At 43.1% G+C, this 6,362-nt stretch carries 5 protein-coding genes and 1 pseudogene; all 6 read left to right on the top strand.

Translation table 11 applies throughout. The features are described 5' to 3' along the window. Positions 1-74 precede the first annotated feature (74 nt). The 6 genes and pseudogenes from ACI35L_RS14500 (at position 75) to ACI35L_RS14475 (ending at position 6,315) form a co-directional block, all read left to right on the top strand. Positions 75-320 (top strand): hypothetical protein, encoded by a 246-nt coding sequence (locus ACI35L_RS14500; RefSeq protein WP_082197252.1) that lies wholly within the window; start codon positions 75-77, stop codon positions 318-320. Between the two features lie 80 nt (positions 321-400). Beyond that, positions 401-778: pseudogene (locus ACI35L_RS14495) on the top strand (VOC family protein). A gap of 272 nt (positions 779-1,050) precedes the next feature. Next, positions 1,051-2,790, top strand: coding sequence for an ABC transporter ATP-binding protein (locus ACI35L_RS14490; RefSeq protein ID WP_439803165.1), 1,740 nt, complete (start codon positions 1,051-1,053; stop codon positions 2,788-2,790). Then, positions 2,787-4,568 carry an ABC transporter ATP-binding protein gene (locus ACI35L_RS14485; RefSeq protein ID WP_439803164.1) on the top strand — a complete coding sequence of 594 codons (1,782 nt, stop codon included), beginning with the start codon at positions 2,787-2,789 and terminating at the stop codon, positions 4,566-4,568. The genes ACI35L_RS14490 and ACI35L_RS14485 overlap by 4 nt, the downstream gene beginning before the upstream one ends. 97 nt (positions 4,569-4,665) lie before the next feature. Then, positions 4,666-5,127 (top strand): GNAT family N-acetyltransferase, encoded by a 462-nt coding sequence (locus ACI35L_RS14480; protein ID WP_049670769.1) that lies wholly within the window; start codon positions 4,666-4,668, stop codon positions 5,125-5,127. Between the two features lie 168 nt (positions 5,128-5,295). Beyond that, positions 5,296-6,315, top strand: coding sequence for a serine hydrolase domain-containing protein (locus ACI35L_RS14475; RefSeq protein WP_439803163.1), 1,020 nt, complete (start codon positions 5,296-5,298; stop codon positions 6,313-6,315). Positions 6,316-6,362: the final 47 nt, after the last annotated feature.

Raw genomic sequence — 6,362 nt, 5'->3', positions numbered from 1 at the left:
TCTTGGACCGGTGCAAGTAAAGGAGAATCGCTGAATACAATGGGTAAATGATAATCATTCAGGAGGCGGTGCAGGTGGGGGGAATAGACAAACGTAACAGGTTAAATGAGGAACCATTTACTTATCAAACAACGAAAAATGGAACGATCTTCATCTATTACAAAGGTAAACAAATTAAAATGATGAAGGATCATGAGGCTGAACGTCTTATAGCGAGAATAAAAGAAGTAGAAGATAACGGAACAGAAGTTCAGTTATTATTGGCTAAAGCGACAGGAAATTTTAAACGGGGCAACGAAAAGATGGGCAAAAGAAGCTAAATGATTGGCAGGAGAATTCTTGCGTAATAGAGAATCTAGGCTGTAAACAAAAATCATCATAATTTGGGAGGGAAAAGAATGTGATTAGTCAAGTTGGTCAAATCATGCTGTATGTTGATAACCAAGATGAGGCAGTGGAATTCTGGACAAACCAATTGGGCTTCACTGTAATAGCTAAGGAGAATAAAACCTAAGGATTTAGGTGGATTGAAATTGCACCAAAAATGGGGGCTGAAACAAGCCTCATTCTGCATAATAAGGACTTTGTTTCAAAAATGTCTCCTGGCCTGAATCTCGGTACCCCTTCTTTAATGTTTTTCACAGATAATCTCGAGCAATTACACAATGACTTAATAAAGAAAAAAGTGACTGTCGGAGAGATTGTCCAAATGCCTTCCGGTAGAGTATTTAACTTTGCAGATTATGAAGAAAACTATTTTGCCGTAATGGAAAAATAGGTACTAGACCAAATTCAGATATAGAGCGATGCATACGGCTGCCGATTCTAGGCAGCTTTTTTATGTACAGGATTATCTAGGCGTTTTCTTTTTAAAGCCAGCCTGCGCAAAGATACAGGAGAGAAGCGGATTATGCTGTTATAAGAAAATAGATTGTGAGTAATGAATTAGGTAAGCATCTATTTCTCCAATTTATTTTGGAATATTTGAAAAAGTTCGTGTATTTTACGAGCAAATGTTCTAGAATTATTAAATATTGGAGGGGATTGGCAATGAAGTTAGCAAAGGAAATACTTGGGCATTTTAAGCCCTATTGGTTTAGTGTCGTGATGGCAGTCGTATTTGCCCTCATTGGGGGAGCTTTCACGATTCTGCCCCCAATATTGACAGGGAAGCTTGTCGATGATGTGCTCCAAAACGAGGCTGTTCAATTATTGCCATGGATCATTGGGGGATTCGTGATTGCCTACATAGGCAAAGTGGTGTTTGAAAGCCTGCAGGAGTATATACAAATTAAGGTTGGCTTGGATGTCATCACAGATATGCAGCTTCGGGCGTTTAAGAAATTACATAAGGCTCCGATGTCATTCTTCCAGCACACGCCGCGTGGAGATATGCTATACCGGCTTACGCACGATGTGGAATCGATTCAAAACTTGAATAATACGGTTGTTCCGCGATTTTTACAGCAGATTATCAGTGCGGTCGCAGCTTTTGCGACGGTCATCTTTTTATTCTGGCCGACAGCGATTGTTATGGTTGGTGTCTTTATCATTTATTTATATCCTTCATTCAAGCTAGGAACAACGGTCAGAAAGATGAGCGCTGTACAGCGTGATATGAGTGCAGATATGTACCACCATATGCAGGAGAGCATCGAGTCCTCAAGGCTTGTCCGTACCTTTCAGCTGCAGGAAAAGGAAATTGATACACAGCGGACGAAGCTTGGGAAGTGGATGGCCTTTTCCATTAAGGCAGCCCTCATCAGCAAGGTGAATTGGCGCCTGGGGAACCTCTTTAATATCGCTACACCCGGTGTCGTTATGCTGATTGGCGGATTTGCCGTATGGCGAGGAGATATCACGGTCGGTGTACTTGTAGCTTGCTTAGGGTTTATTCCAACGATGTTTCAGCCAGTCCGCTCGCTTGCTGAGAATGCATTGACGATTCAGCAGGCCATTCCGGCTTTGCAGCGTTTATACGAATATTTTGATTTGCCTGAGGAACATGAGGCAGGCCTTCCGGAGATAGGCGGGATTGAAGGAAAGCTTGAAATGAAGCATGTAACCTTCCAATACCCCGGTACGAATTTGACTGTGCTGAATGATATTAGCTTCATCATTGAGCCTGGCAAGCATATCGGCATCGTCGGTTCCAGCGGCGGCGGAAAAAGTACGATTGTCCAGCTCTTGCTTGGGTTGTATGAACCAGATCAAGGAGAGGTCTTAATTGATGGAAAACGGCTTTCTGATTATGACCGCAACTCATTTAGAAGGCAGGTCGGAGTCGTGAGTCAGGAGACCTTCCTTTTGAATGGAACATTGAAGGAGAACCTATTGTACGGCAAAAAGGATGCGACAGAGACAGAATTTAGGCATGCGGCAGAGGCGGCCGGATTGACTGAGTTTATTAACACACTCCCGAATGGCTATGAAACCCTTATTGGGGAACGCGGACTTAAATTATCAGGAGGACAGCGCCAAAGGGTAGCGCTGGCGAGAGCCATCTTGCGCCATCCAGAACTGTTGATCTTTGATGAAGCGACCTCTTCCCTGGACGGCGAAACCGAAGAAAGGGTGCAGGAAGCACTCGAACGCCTCATTCCAGGAAGAACGACGATTACGATTGCTCATAGGCTGATTACGGTGAGGGACGCGCATGAGATTCTATTCTTGGAGCGGGGTGTTATTGCTGAACGGGGGACACATGAGCAATTGCTGTCACTGAAAGGCCGTTATTATGAGCTGTACATGTCACAATATAAAGAACTTGAAAAGGGGAGAGTAGGATGAGCACGGTACAATTAGAAGGAAAAAGCAAAGATGGCAGACGTGTTCTTGCCTTCTTGAAGCCTTTTTGGAAATGGGTGCTCGGTGATTCGATTGTTATTGCTATTGCCCAGGTTTGCGCCTCTGTCATCCCAACTTTTGCGCTGAGCTGGCTTGTCGACGATATTCTTCCTGGACAATCAACGAATCTCCTTTGGGGATTGATGTGGCTGCTGGTCTTTGTGGCCGTATTTGATTTGGTGATGATGGTTATTGATGAATACTTTTGCCATTATATTGCGAAATCTGTGACGAACAGGCAGAAGATTAGGCTGTTTACACATGTTCAATATTTGCCATTCTCCTTTTTCCAAAATGCAAAATCCGGAGAATTGCTGGCCAGGACGTCGGATGATCCGGATACCCTGCATAATTTCCTCGCATGGGAAGGATCGACATTGATGGCAGCGGTCCAGGGCGTTGTTATTTATAATATTGTTCTTTTATTTATTCATCCATACTTAATGATGGCGAGCGTGGTGCTTGGTATTATCTTTTATATGGCATCGAATTATGTTGGGAAAAGAACGCGTCTCGCTTCTAAACAGGCGCGGGACGAGGCGTCAAAATATTTGGAACGGATGCGCGAATCCGTGACAGGTATCCATCTTTCTAGAGTGCTCGGCGTATCGGACAGTGAGGTTGAGAGTATCGTCGGCATCAGGCAAGCCTTTGTGAAGCATTCCGTGCGTGAGTTGAAGGCACGGATGCAATCGATTGTCGTCATTGGCGGGTATAACGGAATCGCCTTGGCTGGTGTGTATTTTATCAGTATCCTCTTAATCTGGAACAGTGAGCTGACCACTGGTCAAATGCTGACAGCGGGAGGCCTAGTGACAATTGCCGCTAATGAAATGCAGAAGATGCTCAGGATGTGGCTCTCCATCAGGCGCACAGGACCTGCCTTAGATCGCTCGGATATCCTTCTGGCAAACCCAAAATCAGAAGCGGAAACAAAGGCTGGTCTAGTCCCTGCTGAAATGAAGGGAAGTATCACGTTTCATGATGTTACTTTCGCCTATCCTGAGAAAGAAGAGCCGGTCCTCCGTGGCGTTTCCTTTCATATTGAAGGCGGGGATGCCGTTGCGCTGACAGGTCCGAGCGGTGCCGGTAAATCAACGATAACAGACCTGCTGCTTCGTTTGTATGAGCCGAAGGACGGTCTAATCCTCATAGACGGTCAGCCTATTGAGACATTTGACATCGGCTGGCTGCGAAGCCAGATTGCATTTGTTTCCCAGGATGTCCAGCTGCGCAATGGCACTCTTCGGGACAATTTGAGAATCGGGAATACAAAGGCAAGCGATCAGGAACTGCTGGCCGCTTTAAGGGACAGCGGCTTATTGGAGTATTATCAAGGTCTTCCGGATGGGCTCGATTCCTCTGTTGGAGAGCGGGGAACCAGCCTTTCTGGAGGACAGAAACAGCGTCTATCACTTGCTAGGGCATTGGTGAGAGAAGCTAAGCTGCTCATTCTTGACGAAGCGAGCTCGGCGCTGGATCCAATTACGGAATTGAAGATTAATGAAGCGATACGAGAAAGGAAGAAGCGGCAGACCGTCATCATCATTTCCCACCGACTCTCAACCGTGTTGTCCGCAGATCGAATTATCGTCATGGATGAAGGAAGGATTAAGGAATCCGGCACCCATCACGAATTGGTAAACAAGGAGAACGGAATTTACTCCCGTATGTTTAAGCGGGAAGCGGATATGGGTTCCACTATACTCATTGGTAAATAACAGATGAAATCAGTAGGAAATGGAAGGCTGTCTCCATGACAGCCTTTTTATCAAGATGCTATTAACGCTTTCATAGAGCAATAGAAAGGGATGCTAAATGGACTGGACTATAAGAAAAGCAATATTAAAAGATGTGTATACCATGACTAAATTAAGAATAGAACTACTCTCAGCTGTAGGAGATGTTAATGAAGAAAATAAGTCACAGGTATTTAGGGCAAACGAAGCTTACTTTAAGGAGAAGTTAGCTAATGAAGACTATACAGCTTGGGTTGCCGAGGTAAAGGGGACAATTGTAGGCATCAGTGGTTTAGTCTTGTTTGAAAGACCTCCTCATGGTAAGAATATTGGCGGATTAGAAGCATACATCATGAATATGTATACTCTACCAGAATACAGAGGTCGTGGAATAGCTCGTTCCTTGCTAGAAAAATGTATTTCAGATTGTCATAGATTAGGTGTGGGAAGAATATGGCTGCATCCTTCCGATGAGGGCTATCAGCTTTATAAGAAAATGGGATTTTCGGATAAGCAATTAGAGATGGAGTTGTTTTTATAAGGCTAACCTGTGAACTTGCCGGAAGTGGTTGGTTCAGAATAGTAACCCAAAGATAAAGATAAATGGGCAATTTCATCAAACATGTTTAGGCCAGGGCAGTGATTCAGGAGGAATTTATGTCCCAATTGTCGAATTTTGTACAGCATCAAGAAGCAGAGGAGAGTAGAAATGAAAGTAACTATTAAAGATTACCTTACTGATGTTATGGATAAACATAATTTTTCTGGAACTATTCTGGTGCAAGATGGTAAAAATACGTTAAAAGTAAGTCGTGGTTATGCTAATCGTTCGGAACAAATAATGAATGGTTCGGATACACGATTCGGAATAGCTTCAGGCTGCAAATTATTTACGGCAATAGGAGTGTGTCAACTTGTAGAGCAGGGGTTCTTATCATTTGATACAAGATTAAGAGATTGTCTCCCTATTTCCTTCCCTGAATTTGATAAGGATATTACCATTCATCAATTATTAACACACACAGCGGGAATCCCAGATTACTTTGACGAGGAAGTCATGGATGATTTTGAGGAGTTATGGATTAAGAATCCAATGTATCACATCAGAACGTTGAAAGACTTTTTGCCTTTATTTCAAAATCAGCCTATGAAATCAATGCCAGGTGAAAGATTTCATTATAATAATGCAGGTTACATCCTGCTTGGATTAATTATTGAACAGACTACCCAAGTGAATTTTGCTGATTACATGATAGAAAATATTTTCATAAAATGTGGAATGACTGACTCTGGTTATTTTGAATTTGATGCTTTGCCATCAAAAACAGCGTTAGGCTATATTGACTATCCGGATGGAAACTGGAAAACGAATATCTACTCCTTGCCTGTAAAAGGCGGTGCTGATGGCGGTGCTTATGTAACGGTCAATGACATGGCGAAACTATGGGATGCCCTTATGAATGATCAATTACTAAGTGAAGAATTCACTCGCCAGTTATTTACGCCCTATATTAAAACAAGAGATGATCAATTCTATGGTTATGGTGTGTGGATTGACAAAAATGATGATGGAATTTTTAAATATCACATTATGGGTTACGATCCTGGAGTTAGTTTTCATTCATCGTTCTATCCGAGAAGTTCCATTAAAACCGTGGTATGCTCAAATCGGTCAAAGGGAGCCTATGCCATATTGAAAGCGATTGAAGAAAACATGGTAAGGCAATAATCAGATGCCATGTACGTAATTAAATGAAGGCTGCCAGATTGCCGTTA

This window comes from Pradoshia sp. (genome assembly GCF_051873915.1).
Taxonomy (GTDB): Bacteria; Bacillota; Bacilli; order Bacillales; family Pradoshiaceae; genus Pradoshia.
This window is presented reverse-complemented; position numbering and strand designations above follow the sequence as displayed.

Excerpts from the sequence above, each read along its gene's own strand:
- ACI35L_RS14490 (WP_439803165.1), top strand. The coding sequence starts at position 1,051 with ATGAAGTTAGCAAAGGAAATACTTGGGCATTTTAAGCCCTATTGGTTT.
- ACI35L_RS14485 (WP_439803164.1), top strand. The coding sequence starts at position 2,787 with ATGAGCACGGTACAATTAGAAGGAAAAAGCAAAGATGGCAGACGTGTT.
- ACI35L_RS14480 (WP_049670769.1), top strand. The coding sequence starts at position 4,666 with ATGGACTGGACTATAAGAAAAGCAATATTAAAAGATGTGTATACCATG.
- ACI35L_RS14475 (WP_439803163.1), top strand. The coding sequence starts at position 5,296 with ATGAAAGTAACTATTAAAGATTACCTTACTGATGTTATGGATAAACAT.